At 63.5% G+C, this 17,537-nt stretch carries 16 protein-coding genes; 12 read left to right on the top strand and 4 right to left on the bottom strand.

What is annotated here, in order from left to right; translation table 11 throughout:
- Window positions 1-1,215, top strand: a complete 1,215-nt coding sequence (gene nagC / locus C3F36_RS18310; RefSeq protein ID WP_010674096.1) for a DNA-binding transcriptional regulator NagC — start codon at window positions 1-3, stop codon at window positions 1,213-1,215.
- Window positions 1,216-1,284: 69 nt separating this feature from the next.
- Here nagC and C3F36_RS18305 read toward each other — a convergent pair whose 3' ends face one another.
- From C3F36_RS18305 to aspS, 3 genes are all read right to left on the bottom strand, one after another.
- A complete protein-coding gene (locus C3F36_RS18305; protein WP_041212708.1) occupies window positions 1,285-2,910 on the bottom strand; it encodes a phosphoethanolamine transferase in 1,626 nt (541 codons plus the stop codon).
- A gap of 457 nt (window positions 2,911-3,367) precedes the next feature.
- The gene (locus C3F36_RS18300; RefSeq protein WP_104455637.1) at window positions 3,368-4,108 is read right to left on the bottom strand and encodes a YebC/PmpR family DNA-binding transcriptional regulator; all 741 of its coding nucleotides are present in this window, start codon (window positions 4,106-4,108) and stop codon (window positions 3,368-3,370) included.
- A 100-nt stretch (window positions 4,109-4,208) separates the two neighbouring features.
- Window positions 4,209-5,975: an aspartate--tRNA ligase gene (aspS, locus tag C3F36_RS18295; protein ID WP_104455636.1), complete on the bottom strand. Its 1,767-nt coding sequence runs from the start codon at window positions 5,973-5,975 to the stop codon at window positions 4,209-4,211.
- Between the two features lie 429 nt (window positions 5,976-6,404).
- Between aspS and C3F36_RS18285 the strand changes: the two genes are divergently transcribed.
- From C3F36_RS18285 to C3F36_RS18250, 8 genes are all read left to right on the top strand, one after another.
- Complete coding sequence (locus C3F36_RS18285) at window positions 6,405-7,253, top strand: DUF72 domain-containing protein (RefSeq protein WP_104455635.1); 849 nt, start codon at window positions 6,405-6,407, stop codon at window positions 7,251-7,253.
- Between the two features lie 332 nt (window positions 7,254-7,585).
- Window positions 7,586-8,323 carry a carboxy-S-adenosyl-L-methionine synthase CmoA gene (gene cmoA / locus C3F36_RS18280; RefSeq protein WP_010674091.1) on the top strand — a complete coding sequence of 246 codons (738 nt, stop codon included), beginning with the start codon at window positions 7,586-7,588 and terminating at the stop codon, window positions 8,321-8,323.
- A 3-nt stretch (window positions 8,324-8,326) separates the two neighbouring features.
- A complete protein-coding gene (cmoB, locus tag C3F36_RS18275) occupies window positions 8,327-9,304 on the top strand; it encodes a tRNA 5-methoxyuridine(34)/uridine 5-oxyacetic acid(34) synthase CmoB (RefSeq protein ID WP_042017353.1) in 978 nt (325 codons plus the stop codon).
- A 52-nt stretch (window positions 9,305-9,356) separates the two neighbouring features.
- Window positions 9,357-10,145: an ATP-dependent zinc protease family protein gene (locus tag C3F36_RS18270; RefSeq protein ID WP_039039848.1), complete on the top strand. Its 789-nt coding sequence runs from the start codon at window positions 9,357-9,359 to the stop codon at window positions 10,143-10,145.
- 3 nt (window positions 10,146-10,148) lie between these two features.
- Complete coding sequence (locus tag C3F36_RS18265) at window positions 10,149-11,687, top strand: inactive transglutaminase family protein (RefSeq protein ID WP_041215543.1); 1,539 nt, start codon at window positions 10,149-10,151, stop codon at window positions 11,685-11,687.
- A gap of 3 nt (window positions 11,688-11,690) precedes the next feature.
- A complete protein-coding gene (locus C3F36_RS18260; protein ID WP_039039849.1) occupies window positions 11,691-12,656 on the top strand; it encodes an alpha-L-glutamate ligase-like protein in 966 nt (321 codons plus the stop codon).
- 298 nt (window positions 12,657-12,954) lie between these two features.
- On the top strand, window positions 12,955-13,869 hold the full coding sequence (locus C3F36_RS18255) for a hydrogen peroxide-inducible genes activator (RefSeq protein WP_010674086.1): 915 nt from the start codon (window positions 12,955-12,957) through the stop codon (window positions 13,867-13,869).
- 105 nt (window positions 13,870-13,974) lie between these two features.
- Window positions 13,975-14,424, top strand: a complete 450-nt coding sequence (locus C3F36_RS18250; protein WP_029314241.1) for a C40 family peptidase — start codon at window positions 13,975-13,977, stop codon at window positions 14,422-14,424.
- Between the two features lie 54 nt (window positions 14,425-14,478).
- Here C3F36_RS18250 and C3F36_RS18245 read toward each other — a convergent pair whose 3' ends face one another.
- Window positions 14,479-14,772, bottom strand: coding sequence for a hypothetical protein (locus C3F36_RS18245; protein WP_010674084.1), 294 nt, complete (start codon window positions 14,770-14,772; stop codon window positions 14,479-14,481).
- Between the two features lie 212 nt (window positions 14,773-14,984).
- Here C3F36_RS18245 and C3F36_RS18240 point away from each other — a divergent pair, with 212 nt between their 5' ends.
- From C3F36_RS18240 to C3F36_RS18230, 3 genes are read left to right on the top strand one after another with little or no spacing between them, the layout of a single operon-like run.
- Window positions 14,985-16,415 (top strand): coniferyl aldehyde dehydrogenase, encoded by a 1,431-nt coding sequence (locus tag C3F36_RS18240; protein WP_104455634.1) that lies wholly within the window; start codon window positions 14,985-14,987, stop codon window positions 16,413-16,415.
- 8 nt (window positions 16,416-16,423) lie between these two features.
- On the top strand, window positions 16,424-17,014 hold the full coding sequence (locus tag C3F36_RS18235; protein WP_104455633.1) for a TetR/AcrR family transcriptional regulator: 591 nt from the start codon (window positions 16,424-16,426) through the stop codon (window positions 17,012-17,014).
- Entirely contained in the window at window positions 17,004-17,531 is a 528-nt protein-coding gene (locus tag C3F36_RS18230; protein ID WP_104455632.1) for a hypothetical protein, read from the top strand. The genes C3F36_RS18235 and C3F36_RS18230 overlap by 11 nt, the downstream gene beginning before the upstream one ends.
- The last annotated feature ends 6 nt before the right edge of the window (window positions 17,532-17,537 follow it).

Below are 17,537 nucleotides of genomic sequence, written 5' to 3'. Positions count from 1 at the left end.
ATGACTGGCGGACAAATAGCAAACGTAGATCTTATCAAGCAGGTAAACAGTGCGGTCGTCTATCGCCTCATTGACCTGCAGGGGCCCATCTCGCGGGTCAAAATTGCCGAGTTGAGTCAGCTGGCCCCGGCCAGCGTGACCAAGATAACCCGGCAACTGATCGAGCACGGTCTCATCAGGGAAACCTCGCCGCAAGCCTCCACTGGCGGGCGCCGCGCCATCTCCCTGACCACCATCAAGCATCGCTTCCAGTTTGTGTCCGCCAAGCTGGGTCGCGGCTACCTGCAGCTCTCCCTGTATGACCTCGACGGCAAGGAGCTCGATCAACACATCACCCAGGTGACCGAGATCGAGCAGCAACCCGTGGTGGACATGCTGCTGCGGGAGATTGGCGCCTTCATCGACGCCAATCAGGATCGCAGCCGCAACCTCATCAGCATCGCGCTGACCATGCCGGGTCTGGTCAACCCGGAATCCGGCATGGTCATCTACACCCCCACCTACCAGATCCGCAACCTGGGGCTCGCCAAGCTCCTGGAGCACCACTTCAACCTCCCCTGCTACGTGGGCAACGACACCCGTTCGCTGGCGCTGGCCGAACACTTCTTCGGCGAGTCCCGCGACTGCATGGACTCCATCTTGGTGAGTGTCCACCAAGGGACGGGATCTGGCATCATCACCAAGGGCAAGGTGTTTCTCGGCCAGAACCGCAACGTCGGTGAAATAGGCCACATCCAGGTCGAACCGCTCGGCAAGCGCTGCCACTGCGGCAACTTCGGCTGCCTCGAGACCATCGCCTCCAACGAGGCCATCGTCGACAAGGTGAAGGAACTCATCAGCCGCGGTCACCTGAGTTCGCTGCAAGAGAAGCACATCACCATCCAGGAGGTGTGCAAGGCGGCGGTGGCCGGTGACGAGCTGGCCCGCAGCGTGATCGAGAACGTAGGGGAGCACCTGGGGCGCGCCATCGCCATCACGGTCAACCTGTTCAACCCCCAGAAGGTGCTCATCGCCGGTGAAATCACCGCCGCCGAAGAGATCCTGATCCCGGCCATCCGCCGCTGTGTCGAGCACCAGTCTCTGCCAAGTTTCCATCGCGGCCTGCCCATCGTGAAGGCGCGCTTCCAGAACCAGCCCACCATCGGCGGCTTCGCCCTGGTCAAGCGCTCCCTGCTGGAAGGGGATCTGCTGCAGATCATCATGGAGCAAAAGTAAGGCCTACCCCTTCGGACACGAAAACGGCAGCCGGTGGCTGCCGTTTTTTTATGGTCTGTTTTCGCAGGTTTACCCCGCCCGGCACGGCTTGAACAGATCCAGCTTGCCGTCATAGACCTGGGTCTGCACGTCCATGATGCCAAGCATGGAGTGGAACAGGTTGTCGTGGGAGAAGCGCTTGCTGGCTGCCTCCTGTTGCAGGCAATCCAGATTGAGCTGACGGTCTGCCTGCAACTGGGGAGAGAACCAGGTCAGGAGCGGCACCCGGGTCTGATCGTCCGGTGCGAATTTGTAGGGGGTGCCGTGCAGATAGAGCCCCATGGCGCCGAGGGATTCACCGTGATCCGACAGATAGACCAGCCCCACGTTGTACTGGCTCTCCAGGCTCTTGAGCTTGTCGATGAGCTGGGCCAGCACCTTGTCGGTATAGCGGATGGTGTTGTCATAGGTGTTCACCAGCTCTTCGTTGCTGCAGTTCTCGATGTCGCTGCGCGGGCAGTCCGGCAGGAAGACGCGATCGGCGGCCGGGTAGCGGCGATAGTAGGTCGGACCGTGGCTGCCCATCAGGTGGAAGGCTACCAGCTTGCTGCCCTGCTTGCCCTGCATGTCGGCGATCTGCTGATCCAGCCCCTGCAACAGCACCTCGTCATGACAGGCATTGCCGGAGCAGTATGCGGGGAATGCCTTGGGCTCAATCTCGATGGTGGGAACGTTTTTGCACACCCCCTTGCAGCCGCCGTCGTTCTCCTTCCAGAGCACCGAGATCCCGGCATGTTGCAGCACGTCCAGCAAGCCATCCTGGGACTGGGCCCTGGCCTCGTCATAGCCGCGCCGGGTCATGTTCGAGAACATGCAGGGCACGGAGAGCGCCGTGGCGGTGCCGCAGGAGCGCACGTTCCTGAACGAGACCACATTGGCCTCCTTCTCGGTGAAGCCGTTGGTCTCCTTCTTGTAGCCGTTGAGGGAGTAGTTCTGGCTGCGGGCCGTCTCCCCCACCACCAGGAACATCAGGGTCGGCTTCTCATGCTGGCCGATCACCCTGGCATCGGTGCCGATCTGCTGGTAGGGAATGGGAGTGGCGAAGACCACATCCCGGGCGTACTTGTAGAGCCCGTGCACATAGTTGGCGGGCACTATCTCCTTGCCGAGGGACTTGTTGTTGCGCCCGACCGAGGCGTAATCCTGGTAATAGAGGGCGGCAGCCCCCATCAGAAACAGCAAGGAGAGGGCGATGGAACCGAGGCGTAGACCCAGTCCCTTGTACCAGGGACGGGGGTACTCAATCTTCACCCACAGCAGGACCAGCACCGGCAGCAGGCCGGTCAGCAGGAACCAGAGCACCACGGAGCCGTTGAGGTAGGAGCCCGCCTCCCCGCTGTTGGTCTCGATGATGTTCTGCATCATGCCCATGTCGAAGATCACCCCGTACTTGAGCATGGCGTAACTGACCAGGGAGCCGGTCAGGATGAGCAAGGCGAAAAAGGGCTTGAGCAGATAACGGAAGGTAAAGGGCAGGAACACCGCGTTGAGGGCCGCCACCAGTACCAGGGGAATGGAGAGGACAAACCCCGCCTTGACGTGTTCAAGGGCGCTGAGAATGCGATAAAAGTGCAGGAAAATGGGCCAGTTGAAGACCAGTGCAAACAGCAGCACCAGCAACAGATTGACCTTCATCACTCCCAGAGTGAGACGCATAGAGAGACTCCGACAAACCAGTGGAACTAACAACCTGCCAGCAGGCTTCGTGGTGACCATCCCGACACTCGGCCCTGAAAAACAGGACAAGAGCCAGGGAGGTCCAGATACGGGGTCATCCTAGGACGGCAAACTTAAGCGAACATTAAGAGAGGAAATCGAACCACAAGGGGAGGTGCGCGGTCTGGCACATAAAAAAACGGCAGCCCGAGCTGCCGTTCTTGCGAAGGTAAACAAGGTGTCGCACCTGTGTGTTCGCGAACCTGAACAGGGTCGCGGCAATCTCGTCGGAGCCGGGTGAGAGGACCGTTGTGGTCGCCCTCCCCCCTGCCCTGGGTCTCACAGCGTTCCCGAGAGGCAATTACAGGGTCGCGGCAATCTCGTCGGAGCAGGGGAAGAGGACCGTTGTGGTCGCCCTCCCCTTGCCCTTGGGGATCACAGCGTTCCCGAGAGGCAATCACAGGGTCGCGGCGATCTCGTCGGAGATGGAGCCGTTGTGGTACACCTCCTGCACATCGTCCAGATCTTCCAGCATGTCGATGAGGCGCATCAGCTTGGGCGCGGTCTCGGCATCCAGTTCCGCCTCGGTGGAGGGGATCATGGTCACTTCGGCGCTCTCGGGCTTGAAGCCGGCAGCTTCCAGACCGTCCAGCACGGTGCCGAAATCGTTCGGGGTGGTATACACCTCGATGGAGCCGTCCTCTTCGGTCACCACGTCGTCGGCACCGGCTTCCAGCGCGGCGTCCATCAGGGCGTCTTCATCGGCGCCCACGAAGGTCAGCACCCCCTTCTTGGTGAACAGATAGGCCACGGAGCCGTCGGTCCCCAGGTTGCCGCCGCACTTGCTGAAGGCGTGACGCACTTCGGCCACGGTACGGTTGCGGTTGTCGGTCAGGCACTCCACCATGACGGCGGAACCGGCCGGGCCGTACCCTTCGTACACGATGGTCTCGAGCTGCTCGCCGTCACCGCCGCCGGCCCCACGGGCGATGGCGCGGTTGATGGTGTCGCGGGTCATGTTGCTGGTCAGGGCTGCCGCCACCGCCGCACGCAGGCGGGGGTTGTTGGCAGGATCGGCATCACCCAGACGCGCGGAGGTGGTGATTTCGCGGATCAGCTTGGTGAAGATCTTGCCGCGCTTGGCGTCTTGCGCCGCCTTGCGGTGTTTGATGTTGGCCCATTTACTGTGACCTGCCATAGGGACTCTCCGTTATAGTTGGAAATTTCAGTAACACTGGTTGCGCCCAGGGGGAAACGGGAAAGGCCGCATCGCTGCGGCCTTTGTTGCCGATAACGGCTTATTCGTCACCCTTGACGGTGGTCGCAATCGCCAGCTCGCCCAGTTGGGCCGGGTTGGCAAAGCTCGGGGCGTCTGTCATCAGACAGGCGGCCGCCGTGGTTTTCGGGAAGGCGATGACATCCCGGATGTTGTCGGTGCCGGTCAGCAGCATGCTGAGGCGGTCCAGACCGAAGGCCAGGCCGGCGTGGGGCGGGGTGCCGTATTTCAGGGCATCCAGCAGGAAGCCGAACTTCAGGCGCTGCTCGTCCGGGGTGATCCCCAGGATGTCGAACACGGTGGACTGCATCTCGCTGTTGTGGATACGGACAGAACCGCCACCCACTTCGTAGCCGTTGATCACCATGTCGTAGGCGTTGGCGTAAGCGCCCACCGGGTTCGCTTTCAGCTCGGCCGGGCCCAGGTTGCTCGGGGCGGTGAAGGGGTGGTGCATGGCCGCCAGGCCGCCTTCGCCATCTTCCTCGAACATGGGGAAGTCGATGACCCACAGGGGCTTCCAGACGTTCTCCACCAGGCCCAGATCGCGGCCCACCTTCAGGCGCAGGGCGCCCATGGCATCGCACACCACTTTCTTGGAGTCGGCGCCGAAGAAGATGATGTCGCCATCCATCGCGCCGGTACGGGCCAGGATCTCGCGCACGATGGCATCAGAGAGGAACTTGGCCACCGGGGACTGCACCCCTTCGATGCCGCTCCCGGCGTCGTTGACCTTCATCCAGGCCAGGCCCTTGGCACCGTAGATGCCGACGAACTTGGTGTACTCGTCGATCTGCTTGCGAGACAGCTCCGCGCCGCCCGGTACCTTCAGGGCCGCCACACGGCCTTTCGGATCCTTGGCGGGGCCGGCGAACACGGCGAACTCCACCTCGGTCAGCAGATCGGCCACATCGACCAGCTCCATGGGCAGGCGCAGGTCCGGCTTGTCGGAGCCGAAGCGGCGCATGGCCTCGTCGAAGGTCATGATGGGGAAGTCACCCAGGTCCACGTTCAGGATGTGCAGCCAGAGCTTGCGGATCATCTCTTCCATGATTTCACGCACCTGGGGCGCGGTCATGAAGGAGGTCTCCACGTCGATCTGGGTGAATTCCGGCTGGCGGTCGGCACGCAGGTCTTCGTCGCGGAAGCACTTGACGATCTGGTAGTAGCGATCGAACCCGGACATCATCAGCAACTGCTTGAACAGCTGGGGGGACTGCGGCAGGGCGTAGAACTTGCCCTTGTGCACGCGGCTCGGCACCAGGTAGTCACGGGCCCCTTCCGGGGTCGCCTTGGTCAGCATCGGGGTCTCGATGTCGAGGAAGCCGTGCTCGTCCATGATGCGGCGCACGAAGGCACTGGCCTTGGCACGGGTCTTCAGGTACTTGGCCATCTCGGGGCGACGCAGGTCCAGGTAGCGGTACTTGAGGCTCACCTCTTCGCTGTTGACCTGGTTGAAGTCAAGGGGCAGCGGCTCGGCACGGTTGATGATGGTCAGCTCGTGGGCGAACACCTCGATGGCACCGGTGGCCATGTCGCTGTTGCGCTGGGAGTCGGGGCGGGTACGCACCACACCGGTCACCTGGATGCAGAACTCGCCGCGCAGCTCGGAGGCCAGGGCAAAGGCGTCCGGCTTGTCCGGATCGAAGAACACCTGCACGATGCCCTCGCGGTCGCGCATGTCGATAAAGATGAGGCCGCCGAGATCACGACGACGATGGACCCAACCGCACAATGTAATGGTCTGCCCGGCATGGGCCTCATTGACCTGTCCGCAATAGATAGAGCGCATGGACTTCTTCCTTCGAAATGGTAGAGAGACGGTTCATCCTGGGTCGCCGGGCACGACTGGCAAGCACCGTCTGTCTCACAGCTGGCCAGATCCTGCTTCCTGCCCGGTTTGAAATCTGTCTCGGGTCGTCCGGCTCCCCGAGCCGGACTCTTGCCGCCAATGCCGGCGCGTCCCCGCGATCCCGGCGGGGATGACGACTGGGGGCGAAGGCGTTGGCAAGCGTCGTTGTCTGGCAACTGCCGGGGCGCGATCATCGCCACCCGGGGGCTCGGTCGCGCGCATTACGACAATGTGGCAAACAAAAGGGTTGGCATTATAGAGGAAAACCTCCATTTGGGTAAAATGGCCCGCAGCCTCCTTTGCCCTGTTTTTTGTTGTTCTCGCGCAAAAAGGAGGAGAAAAGCCCTCACCACGCAGACAGGAACCGTCATGAGCCTCTATTTGGGCCTGCCCCAGTGGTCACATCCGGCCTGGCCCGGTCAACTTCTGGGTGTGAATGCCAAACCCGCCGAACACCTCGCCCACTACGCCCGGGTGTTCAACACCGTGGAGGGCAACACCACCTTCTACGCCTCGCCGACCCCCGAGACGGTGCGGCGCTGGGCCGATGCGGTCCCCGCCCACTTTCGCTTCAGCTTCAAGTTTCCCAAGGAGATCAGCCACCAGAGCGATCTGGTGAGCGCGGACAAACAGGTCAGCGACTTTATCCGCCTGCTGACCCCCCTGCACGACAAGCTGGGGCTGCTCAAGCTGCAACTGCCCGCCCGCTTCGGGCCAGAGGGGCTGGCCCGTCTGGATGCCTTCTTCGCGCGGCTGCCCCAGGATTTCACCTATGCCCTCGAGGTGCGCCACCCCGATTTCTTCGCCAAGGGGGAGGCGGAACGGGCCCTCAACCGGATGCTGATGGCGCGGGGCATCAATCGCATCATGCTCGACAGCCGCCCGCTCTTCTCGGTGCCCGCCACCACGGCCGCCATGATCGATGCCCAGGGCAAGAAACCCAGGTTGCCGGTCCATCTGCTGGCCACAGGGGGTGCCCCGGTGGTGCGCCTGATTGGTTTGCCTCAAATCGAGGACAATCACCCTTTTTTGCCACCATGGTTGCCACATTGGAAACAATGGCTCCAGGAGGGCAAGGATCTCTACCTCTTTGTCCACACCGCCGACAATGCCCGGGCCCCCGAACTCGCACGGCAGATCAGCCGCCTGCTCGGCCAGGAGATGGCCCCCTGGCCGGGAGAAAACGATCGCGCCCGCCAGGGGGTGCTGCCCTTTTGAGCGGCCCCCTCCCCGCCCCTTCTCCATCCCCAAAAAAAGCCGCTTTTTTGTGGTCCCACCGGGGTTGGCGTCAAGACAAACGCCCGCCTTTCCTCTACACTAGCGCCCCAAGTAAGGTCCCGGGCCTGGGTGCATGGCAATGCGTTGCCCACCCCAGCCCGGCACCCTGAGGGCCCGGACCATGGCCCGTTGCGAACAGGGGCAGCCCGAAGGATCCCGGAGCAAGCCACCCCGTTCGTCAACCGGTGACGACGCCATTTCGATGCCCGTCCACCCAAGATTCAATTGAATAAAACAGCCGCCCACCACACCGGCTGTCAGGTTGCGTCAGCATGCACGATCAGATTTTTGCCGCCCCCATTGCCCGTCTGGGAGACTTCTGCTTTGACGAGCAGGTCGTCGACGTCTTCCCCGACATGATCCAGCGCTCGGTGCCCGGTTACAGCAACATCATCTCCGCCATCGGCATGATGGCCGCCCGCTACGCCCAGCCCCAGAGCCGCCTCTACGATCTCGGCTGCTCCCTCGGCGCCGCGACCCAGGCCATGCGCCGCCACGTCACCCAGCCCGGCTGCCAGATCACGGCGGTGGATCTCTCCCACCCCATGATCGAGCGGGCCCGCGCTCACCTCTCGGGCTTCAAGTCCGAGGTGCCGGTGGAGCTGGTGGAGGCGGACATCTGCGACATCCCCATCGAGAACGCCTCCGTGGTGGTGCTCAACTTCACCCTGCAGTTCGTCGCCCCCGAGAAGCGGGCCGCCCTCATCGCGCGCATCTTTGACGGCCTGCGCCCCGGCGGCATCCTCATCCTGAGCGAGAAGTTCCGCTTCGATGACGAGCAGGTCAACGAGCTGCTCATCGACTTGCACCTCGACTTCAAACGGGCCAACGGCTACAGCGAACTGGAAATCAGCCAGAAGCGCACCGCCCTTGAGAACGTGATGCGCACCGACACCCTGGCGGTCCATCAGGCGCGCCTGCGGGACGCCGGCTTCACCCACCTGGACCTCTGGTTCCAGTGCTTCAACTTCGGCTCCATGATTGCCATCAAAGCCAGCGACACCAACTAAGCCATGATCGATTTCGCCCATTTTTATCAACTGATCGCCAAGAACAGGTTGAGCCACTGGCTGCACACCCTGCCCGCCCAGCTGCACGCCTGGCAGCACGACAACCTGCACGGGGATCTGCCGCGCTGGAACCGCGCCCTCGCCAAGCTGCCCGTCGTGGCCCCCGGCCGGATCGAGCTCAAAGAGCGGGTCGCCATCGGCGGCTCCGATAGCCTGGGAGAGGGTGAGCGCAAGAAGACCGAGAGCCTGTTGCGCCAGCTCATGCCCTGGCGCAAGGGCCCCTTCCATGTGCACGGCATCCACATCGACACCGAGTGGCGCTCCGACTGGAAGTGGGATCGGGTGCTGCCCCACATCAGCCCGCTCCAGGGCCGCTACGTGCTGGACGTGGGCTGCGGCAGCGGCTACCACCTCTGGCGCATGGTGGGGGAAGGGGCGAAACTGGCGGTCGGCATCGACCCGAGCCCGCTGTTCCTCTGCCAGTTCGAGGCCATTCGCCACTTCATGGACAACGACCAGCGCGCCCACCTGCTGCCCCTCGGTATCCAGGAGCTGCCGGCGCTGCGCGCCTTTGACACCGTCTTCTCCATGGGGGTGCTCTATCATCGCAAGTCCCCCATCGAGCACATCGAGCAGTTGCGCAACCAGCTCAAAGACGATGGGGAGCTGGTGCTCGAGACCCTGGTGGTGGACGGCGACGAAAACCAGGTGCTGATGCCCTCCGATCGCTACGGCAAGATGCGCAACGTCTGGTTCCTCCCCTCGAGCGCGGCCCTCACACGCTGGGTCGAGCGCTGCGGGTTCACCGATGTGCGCATCGTCGACGAGAATATGACCAGCACCGACGAACAGCGTCGTACCGACTGGATGATTAACGAGTCCCTGAGTGACTATCTGGATCCACACAATCCTGCACTCACGGTCGAAGGATACCCGGCACCCAAACGTGCCGTACTGATCGCCAGAAAGGCCAAAGACTAGCCGATGGCGGCTGTGGAAGTTACACTGACCCAATTCCAGGAAGCACAGTTAAATGAATGACATGAAAAGCAAATTAAAAGGAATGACCCTGCTCTCCCTGCTCAGTCTCGGCGGGTGTGTCAGTATGGAAAAAGCCCCCCCGGCCCCGACCCTGACGCTGGCCGAGCTGCGCAACGAGATCTCGTTGAGCGAGCAACGTCTGCAAACATCCATGGAACAGCAACAGAAGCAGTATGTGCAGCAACAGCACCTGCTGGTTCAGCTCAACACCGATGTCACCAACATGAAAGAGTCCGTGAAGAAAGTCGACAGCAAGCTGGCTACCCTGCCTCCCGAGCCGCCCAAGGCCATGCCCATTCCCACCGAGAAGTGCCCGGCGCCGAGCCAGGGCCACACCGTCGATGGCAAGCTGCTGGTGGGTGAAGCGGAGTGGATCTGGGTTGACGCCGCCAACGACGCCTTCCAGGCCCGGGTCGACACCGGCGCCACCACCTCCTCCATCAGCGCTCAGGAGATCACCATCTTCGAGCGCAACGGCAAGAACTGGGTGCGCTTCTTCCTGAGCCACCAGGAGATGGACGACAAGATCCAGATTGAAGCCCCCCTGGTGCGTCACGTGCGGGTCCGTCAGGCTTCCGCCGACGATCTCGACCGTCGCCCCGTGGTCCGCCTCGCCGTGCGCATCGGCGACATGACCGAGAAGGCGGAATTTACCCTGAAGGACCGCAGCGACATGACCTTCCCCGTGCTGCTGGGCCGTGAATTCCTCAAAGACATCGCCGTGGTCGACGTGGCCCGCGAATATATCCAACCCAAACCCAAGCTCAAGGATGTGAAATAATCCATGGTTTCCCGTAAGCCGTTCTATCTGCTGGTCGCCCTGCTCTACATCGTCGGCCTGGGGATGACCTTCTATCATCACATCGCGCTGGACGTCCCGCTCACGCCGGGTGAAAAGCGCCAGATCTGGTCCATCGAAGCCAAGCTCGAGTTCGAGGCCACCGGCGAGCCGGTGATCGCCTCCCTGGCCATTCCGGGCACCCAGCCCGGCTTCACCCTGATGAACGAGAACGCCGCGAGCCCGGGCTATGGTCTGTCGTTCGTGGAAAAAGACGGGGATGCCCGCGCCGAGTGGTCCATCCGCGCCGCCTCCGGCCGTCAGGAGCTCTACTACCGGGTCGACATGATGGCCGATGCCCATGCCAAGCCCGCCGCCAACCCGCAGCCGCCCGCCATCGAGAAGCAGATCGAGAGCGAGCCCTACGCCACGGCCATGAAGCAGATCCTGGAGCGCGCCCAGGAGCGCTCCGCCGACGGCTACACCCTGACCCGCGAGATCATCAAGGAGATCGAGAAGCAGGAACAGAATGCCGAGCTGCTCAAGTCCCACAAGAGCCGCGCCAATCTGATTGCCGAGCTGCTCAACAACGCGGACGTCCCGGCCCGGGTGGTTCACGCCCTCAGCCTGGAAGATGGCCGTCGCCGTCAGGAGCTGGTGGATTACCTGCAGGTCTTCAACAGCCCGACCGACTACAAGCTGTTCAACCCGCAAAGCGGTGAACAGGGTCAACCGGCCAACCTGCTGCTGTGGGAGTACAACTCCGGCGCCCTACTGGACGTCACCGGCGGTCACAACTCCCGCGTCACCTTCTCGATGATCGAGCAGGAGCAACCGGTCAACGTGGCCCTGGCCCAGAAGTTCGAAAAATCCGAGATGATGAACTTCTCCATCCACAGCCTGCCCCTGGAAGAGCAAGCCCTGTTCAAGGGTCTGCTGCTCATCCCCATCGGCGTGCTGATGGTGGTGTTCCTGCGGGTCATCGTGGGGATCAAGACCTCCGGCACCTTCATGCCGGTGCTGATCGCGGTCGCCTTCATCCAGACCTCGCTGGTCACCGGCCTCATCGGCTTCCTGCTGATCGTCGGCACCGGCCTGGTGATCCGTTCCTACCTCTCGAGGCTCAACCTGCTGTTGGTCGCCCGAATATCGGCGATCATCATCATGGTGATCTCGATGATCGGCATCTTCTCGGCGTTCGCCTTCAAGCTGGGGCTGACCGACGGCATGAAGATCACCTTCTTCCCGATGATCATCCTCTCCTGGACCATCGAACGCATGTCCATCCTGTGGGAAGAAGAGGGTCCCAAAGAGGTGTTCCGCCAGGGTGGCGGCTCCCTGCTGGTGGCGGTCATCGCCTACCTGGCCATGGACAACGAGCTCATTCGCCACCTCACCTTCAACTTCCTCGGCCTGCAGCTGGTGCTGATGGCGACCGTGCTGTTGATGGGTAACTACACCGGCTACAAGCTGAGCGAGCTCAAGCGCTTCAAGCCGCTGGTGGACGAGATGAAGTCTGGTGCCACCCCGGGTAAGGACAAGTAACAGATGTGGTTCTGGCAGAAATACACCAGTCCGTGGAGCCTGTCCCAGGCAGGCATCCTCGGCATGAACAAGCGTAACCACTCCTATATCAGCCGCTACAACCCGCGCCGCCTCTATCCGCTGGTGGATGACAAGCTCAAGACCAAGCGCATCGCGCTGGATGCGGGGGTGACGGTGCCTGAACTCATCGGCACCATCCGCGAGCAGCACGACGTGACTCGCATCACCGAGCTGGTGAAGGACTGGCCGGGCTTCTGCATCAAGCCGGCCCGCGGCTCCGGCGGCAAGGGGATCCTGGTGATCCTGCGCCAGGAGGACGGCCTCTTCTACAAGCCCAACGGCAGCGCCGCCAACGGCCAGGATCTGGAGCGCCATGTCTCCAACATCCTGGCGGGGCTCTATTCCCTCGGCGGCAAGCCCGACGTGGCGCTGGTGGAAGGGCTCATCAACTTCGACGACGTGTTCGACGGCTACTCCTTCGAAGGGGTCCCCGATGCCCGGGTGATCATCTTCAAGGGGTTCCCGGTGATGGCCATGATGCGCCTCTCCACCTCGGCTTCCGACGGCAAGGCGAACCTGCACCAGGGCGCCGTGGGGGTGGGCCTGTGCCTGCGCACCGGCCGCGCCCTGCGGGCGGTGCAGTTTGGCAACCCGCTGCGCCACCACCCGGACACCGGCCTGGATCTCTACGATCTGAAGGTGCCCCACTGGGACACCCTGCTCAACCTGGCGGCCTCCTGCTACGAGATGTCCGGTCTTGGCTATATCGGGACCGACATGGTGCTGGACAAGTTCCGCGGCCCCATGCTGCTGGAGCTCAACGCCCGTCCGGGCCTTGCCATCCAGATCGCCAACGGTCGCGGCCTGGTGCCCAACCTCAAGACCATCGAGAAGCTGGGTCAGGTCAAGATGAACGTGGAGCAGCGGGTCAACTTCGCCAAGGATCACTTCGGTATCTTCGACGAATAGTCCGCCCCCCCCTTCTGCAAAAACGCGCCCACCGGCGCGTTTTTTTATGGCCGCTCCTGCGCGCAGGGCGCCCCGCCCGAAGGCCGATCCCCGTCACATCCCATGGCGGCGCCCCTTCAATGGCGCGGCACAAGGGGATAAGCTCCTGACCAATGAGGGGTGACCAGCTCATCGGCGCAGGCCACCCATGTGCGTGAGGCAGTGCGCCTGCCAGGGGGCACCGATTTGTCGACGACAACGGGGCTTCTCGATGGTAGATTAATCAAATCAAATAGATAGCATCGATCGGGTTTCTCCTATGCAACGTTGGCCCAGCCTGAAGCAGCTCCAGTATCTGGTCGCTCTGGACGAGCACAAGAATTTCAACCGCGCCGCCAAGGCCTGCCATGTCAGCCAGTCGACCCTGAGTACCGGGATCCAGACCCTGGAGGACATGATGAACCTGCAACTGGTGGAGCGGGATCACAAGAGCTTCATCATGACGCCGGTCGGCATGGAAATCGTGGCGCGGGCGCGCAACCTGCTCTCCGACGCCCGGGACCTGATGGAGCTGGGACAGCAGCAGGGGGGCGTCATGCACGGCACGGTGCGCCTTGGCTGCATCCCCACCATCGCCCCCTTCCTGCTGAGCAAGCTGCTGCAGGTGTGCGGCAAGGCCTATCCGGATCTGGAGCTGCTGCTGCGGGAAGACACCACCACCAATCTGCTCAAGCAGCTGGAGCAGGGGCAGCTCGATCTGCTGATCCTGGCGCTGCCGGTTGAGATCGGCGGCTTCCACAGCAAGACCGTCGGCCAGGATCCCTTCCACATGGTGATGCCCTCCCACATGGCGGCGGGCCTGCACATGCCGTTCGACTACAAGGAGCTGCCCAACCAGAGCATCTTCCTGCTGGAGCGGGAGCACTGCCTGACGGAGCACGCGGTGAGCGCCTGCCGGCTGCGGGACAAGAGCAAGATCAACCCGTTCGCCGCCACCAGCCTGCACACCCTGGTGCAGATGGTGGGGGCCGGTCTTGGCACCACCTTCCTGCCCCAGATGGCCATAGATGCGGGCATCCTCGACAACACGGACCTGGTGGCCATTCCCCTGCCCGGGGAGAAACCCTATCGGGAGATAGGCCTGGTGTGGCGCCCCAGCACCACCCGGGTACAGACCTTCTACAAGATTGCCGAGCTGCTGACGCCGCTCATTACCCCCAAACCGGCGGGGTGATCCAGTGGCTGCCCCACAGGCGGCCACTCGTCAATGCCGTTGTCATTCAGGTTCCAGGCAGGATCATCGTCTATGATGAACCCCGTGCCCTATCAAGGAGTTGAGATGTTTCGCACCTTGCTGCTGCCCCTGCTGGCCCTGCTTCTCGCCGCCTGCTCCAGCACGCCGGAGCCTCCCCCTCCCGTGCGCCAGAGCGGCGCATTCGACAACTTCTATCAGCAGTGGCGCGGCGTGCCCTATCGCATGGGCGGTACCAGCCGCGCCGGTCTCGACTGCTCCGCCTTCACCCAGCTCGCCTACAGCCAGGTGCTGGGCTTCACCCTGCCCCGCACCACGGAATCCCAAGCGAGCCTCGGCCGCCCGGTGGACAGATACCGTCTCCAGCACGGGGACCTGGTCTTCTTCAAGACCGGCTGGCAGCAGTACCACGTCGGGGTCTACACCGGGGCAGGTGAGTTCATCCACGCCTCCACCAGCAAGGGCGTGATCCGCTCTCGCCTCGACAACGTCTACTGGAACAGCCGCTACTGGCAGGCCCGCAGGCTGGTCCAGTAGGTGCGACCCCAAACATGAAAAGGCCCCTCGGGGCCTTTTCATGTTGTTGTCGGGTCAGTGCTTGCGGTGCCAGCGGGGTGAGGTGGCGCGCTCTCCCCAGGGGGTCATGCAGGGCAGCAGTGCCCCCTCGATGACGCCCTCATGGCTCGCCAGCGCCAGGGCAATCTTCTCGTGGAGCAGGCGCAGCAGGTTCTTCTCCTGGCCCGCCAGGGAGTGGCCTGCGGCGAAATACTCCTGCTGATGTTGCAGCGCCAGCTTCTGGGCAAACTCATAGGTATTGAAACTGTCCGGCATGCGCGCGATCACGTCATCCAGCCGGGCCAGCAAGCTATGCAATTCCCTGGTCATGTGCGGTTCTCCCTCCGAGTTGGTGACCCACAATTACCCCTTATTAGATAGAAGACCAATCCGGATGCCTCAAAAATGGGAGCCCGGACACAGTTCCGGGCAACGCTGCCCACTGGCAGCCACCCTCTGCCCTCGCCCAGTTTACAAGTCGGCAACGAATCGCTAGATTTGGACCGACTAATCAGTCGGTCACTTTTCGTGCGGAGCATGCCATGGACACCACCGTCACCCCCGCCTCACCGGACAAGTTCTCCCTCCCCGAGCAGCTGCATCGGCTCAGGCAGGCCAGCCAGGCCACCCCCATGCCGGATCTGGCGTCCCGCCGCGCCAGACTTGATGCCCTCAAGCAGGGGCTGCTGCGCCACAAACAGGCACTGTGTCAGGCCCTGGCCCGGGACTACGGCCAGCGCAGCGACTACGACAGCCTGATCGCCGATGTGCTCCCCTGCGTCATGCAGATCAACTACACCCTGAAACGGCTCAAGGGGTGGATGAAACCGGAGTGCCGTCATTCCGGCCTGCTGCTGGCCCCCGCCAGGGTCGAGGTGCACTATCAGCCCCTCGGCGTGGTCGGCATCATGGTGCCCTGGAATTTCCCGGTGATGCTGAGCCTCGGGCCCCTCATCGGCGCCCTCGCCGCCGGCAACCGCGCCATGATCAAGCTCTCCGAGTTCACCCCTCACACCAACGCCGTGCTGCGCACCCTGCTCGATGAGGCCCTCGGCGGTGACGAGGTGGTGGTCATCGAGGGGGATGCGGGGATCGCGGCCGCCTTCAGCGCCCTCCCCTTCGACCATCTCATCTTCACCGGCTCCACGGCGGTGGGTCGGCTGGTGATGGCCGCGGCCGCCCCCCAGCTCACCCCCCTCACCCTGGAGCTCGGCGGCAAGAGCCCCTGTCTCATCGCCCCCGACATGCCCCTGGCCCTGGCGGTGGAGCGGATGATCTTCGGCAAGAGCCTCAACGCCGGCCAGATCTGCGTGGCCCCCGACTACGTGCTGCTGCCGAGGGGGCAGGAGCAGGCCTTTATCGAGGCCTATCAGGCCCATTTTAGCCGCCTCTACCCCCAGGGGCTCGAGAGCCCGGATTATGGCGCCATCATCAACCCCCCCCAGTACGAGCGGCTCATCGCCTGGCTGGAGGAGGCGAGGCAGGCCGGCGCCCAGATCCACTCCTGCGTCACGCCCGCCCGGGATGACGCCACCCGCAAACTGGTGCCCCACCTGCTGACCGAGGTGCCCGGCCACTGCCAGGTGATGCAGCAGGAGATCTTCGGCCCCCTGCTGCCCCTGGTGCCCTATGACGACATCGAGGAAGCCCTGGCCTATGTGGCGGCCCGGGCCCGCCCCCTGGCGCTCTATCTGATGAGCCTGGACGAGACGCTGCAGCGCCGCCTCATCCGGGAGACCCACGCCGGGGGCATGGCCATCAACGAGAGTCTGTTCCAGGTGGCGGCGGACGATGCCCCCTTCGGCGGCATCGGTCCCTCCGGCATGGGCCACTATCACGGCCGCGAGGGGTTTCTCACCTTCTCCAAGGCGAAAACCGTGCTGCGCCGCGGGCGCTTCAGCACAGGCTCCCTCATTCACCCCCCCTATCGGCGCTGGTACCAGCGGTTGATGATGGCCCTGTTCCTGCGCTAGGAGGCGAGATGCGAGAGACCATGACCGACAAACGCCGCCAGATCCTGGATGCCGCCCTGGCCCTGTGCGCCGAGGATGGCCTGCAGGGCGCCGCCACCGCCCGCATCGCCAAGGCGGCCGGGGTGGCCAATGGCACCCTGTTTCATCACTTTCCCAGCAAGGAGGTGCTGATCCAGAGCCTCTACCAGGACATCAAGACACGCCTTGGCGCCGCCATCACCGAGGCCGATGCCGCCCTGCCGCTCCAGGAGCAGGCCCGCCACTACTGGCACCAGGCCATGGGCTGGATGCAGGCCCACCCCCGTGAGCTCAGGTTCGTGCTGGGCTTTTTCCACTCCCCCCTGCTGGCCCGCCCCCTGCGCAGCCAGATCCTGGCGGAGACCCTGCATTTTCTGCCGAGCCTGCTCGCCCGGGGCCAGGCCAGTGGCGAGCTGATGTCGGCCCCGCCGGCCCTGATGCTGGAGGTGTGCCAGGGCCAGTTTCTGGCCTGCGCCTCCCTCTTTGTCGATCAGCCTGAACTGGGAGAAGACCCCCACTGGCAGGAGAGCGCCTTCGCCCTCTTCTGGTCCGCCATCAGCGGAGGTTCCCATGCGCCCTGACGCCCTGCTTGCCACCGGCAGGCGCCTCTGGATTGGCAGCCTGCTCTGGATCATCGGCCGCACCCTGTGCCGCGCCGCCCGGGTCGACGAGGCGGTGCACCGCGAGCTTGCCCCCCTGCCGGACGGCCTCACCATCAGGCTGGAGGTAAACGGCATGACCCGGGGGCTGAGTCTCTACAAGTTCGCGGGGCGCTGGCACTGCGGTGAGGAGGCTGGCAGGGCGCACTCGACCTGTGCCCATGACGGCCCCCACCCCCTGCGGGTGCGCTTCAAGCACCCCGCCGTCGCCTTTCGCGCCCTCAGCTTTCGCCTCGGCATCAACCAGGCCTTTTGCGAAAACCGGCTGCTGGTGGAGGGGGATCTCGACGCGGCCATGCACCTGGTGCGAGCGCTTGAGCAGTTGCAGAGCCTGATCCTGCCCGCCTTCATCGCGCGGCCCCTGCTTCGCCACTACCCGGACCCGCATCGCAAGCTCGCGCGGGCCTGCCACATCTATCTGGGTCTGCTGACCGGTTGAACACGA

It is taken from the genome of Aeromonas sp. ASNIH2, from assembly GCF_002934795.1.
Classification (GTDB): domain Bacteria; phylum Pseudomonadota; class Gammaproteobacteria; order Enterobacterales; family Aeromonadaceae; genus Aeromonas; species Aeromonas caviae.
Note: the sequence above shows the minus strand (reverse complement) of the source record. Positions and strands in the feature narration are given on the sequence as shown.

Coding starts and splice junctions, on each gene's coding strand:
- nagC (WP_010674096.1), top strand. CDS start 1: ATGACTGGCGGACAAATAGCAAACGTAGATCTTATCAAGCAGGTAAAC.
- C3F36_RS18240 (WP_104455634.1), top strand. CDS start 14,985: ATGGACACCACCGTCACCCCCGCCTCACCGGACAAGTTCTCCCTCCCC.
- C3F36_RS18230 (WP_104455632.1), top strand. CDS start 17,004: ATGCGCCCTGACGCCCTGCTTGCCACCGGCAGGCGCCTCTGGATTGGC.
- C3F36_RS18245 (WP_010674084.1), bottom strand. CDS start 14,772: ATGACCAGGGAATTGCATAGCTTGCTGGCCCGGCTGGATGACGTGATC.
- C3F36_RS18285 (WP_104455635.1), top strand. CDS start 6,405: ATGAGCCTCTATTTGGGCCTGCCCCAGTGGTCACATCCGGCCTGGCCC.
- C3F36_RS18250 (WP_029314241.1), top strand. CDS start 13,975: ATGTTTCGCACCTTGCTGCTGCCCCTGCTGGCCCTGCTTCTCGCCGCC.
- cmoB (WP_042017353.1), top strand. CDS start 8,327: ATGATCGATTTCGCCCATTTTTATCAACTGATCGCCAAGAACAGGTTG.
- C3F36_RS18255 (WP_010674086.1), top strand. CDS start 12,955: ATGCAACGTTGGCCCAGCCTGAAGCAGCTCCAGTATCTGGTCGCTCTG.
- aspS (WP_104455636.1), bottom strand. CDS start 5,975: ATGCGCTCTATCTATTGCGGACAGGTCAATGAGGCCCATGCCGGGCAG.
- C3F36_RS18305 (WP_041212708.1), bottom strand. CDS start 2,910: ATGCGTCTCACTCTGGGAGTGATGAAGGTCAATCTGTTGCTGGTGCTG.
- C3F36_RS18300 (WP_104455637.1), bottom strand. CDS start 4,108: ATGGCAGGTCACAGTAAATGGGCCAACATCAAACACCGCAAGGCGGCG.
- C3F36_RS18235 (WP_104455633.1), top strand. CDS start 16,424: ATGCGAGAGACCATGACCGACAAACGCCGCCAGATCCTGGATGCCGCC.
- C3F36_RS18265 (WP_041215543.1), top strand. CDS start 10,149: ATGGTTTCCCGTAAGCCGTTCTATCTGCTGGTCGCCCTGCTCTACATC.
- C3F36_RS18260 (WP_039039849.1), top strand. CDS start 11,691: ATGTGGTTCTGGCAGAAATACACCAGTCCGTGGAGCCTGTCCCAGGCA.
- C3F36_RS18270 (WP_039039848.1), top strand. CDS start 9,357: ATGAATGACATGAAAAGCAAATTAAAAGGAATGACCCTGCTCTCCCTG.
- cmoA (WP_010674091.1), top strand. CDS start 7,586: ATGCACGATCAGATTTTTGCCGCCCCCATTGCCCGTCTGGGAGACTTC.